Annotated in this window: 1 protein-coding gene; it reads left to right on the plus strand. The window is 40.9% G+C overall.

The annotated features are described in order from the left end of the window. On the plus strand, positions 1–217 hold a 217-nt coding region (locus NSCA4_RS15780; RefSeq protein ID WP_036538331.1), incomplete at its 5' end, for a hypothetical protein. Between the last annotated feature and the right edge of the window lie 245 nt (positions 218–462).

Below are 462 nucleotides of genomic sequence, written 5' to 3' on the forward strand. Positions count from 1 at the left end.
GGGAATAGGCGGGCATTCCCTACCCGTGTTAAGATTGGATTACCACATCTTCTCTTTACACGAAACAAGAAATGCCCATGGAAAAACATTCAAAAGACTTAGCAAACCAAATCGGGGCAGTTTTGCCATAAGGAAAAATGATACAGCCTGCTATCGGTTCATATTTGACAATCCCATCAAAATAGAGATGAAAGAATACCCATCACTTAAAAAATGAGGAGCAACCGTGGCGTGAACCGACATCCAAGGATGCCCAAATAATTATTTCAGATAAAATCCACACCTGAAAGCCGTTGGTTATCGTTATCAAAGCCGATTGCCTGTCGTACTCTTTCCAACCTCGGAATATATGGAAAGAATGCAACAACGCCCATGTTAAAATTATAGACAGCCTGATTTTATTGCAGCAGTCCATCTTATCATTCATCTCCAAATGTGAACTCAGGTGGTAGAAAAGGTCGA

Origin of the sequence: Neisseria sicca 4320 (assembly GCF_000193735.1) — a bacterium.
GTDB lineage: Bacteria > Pseudomonadota > Gammaproteobacteria > Burkholderiales > Neisseriaceae > Neisseria > Neisseria sicca_E.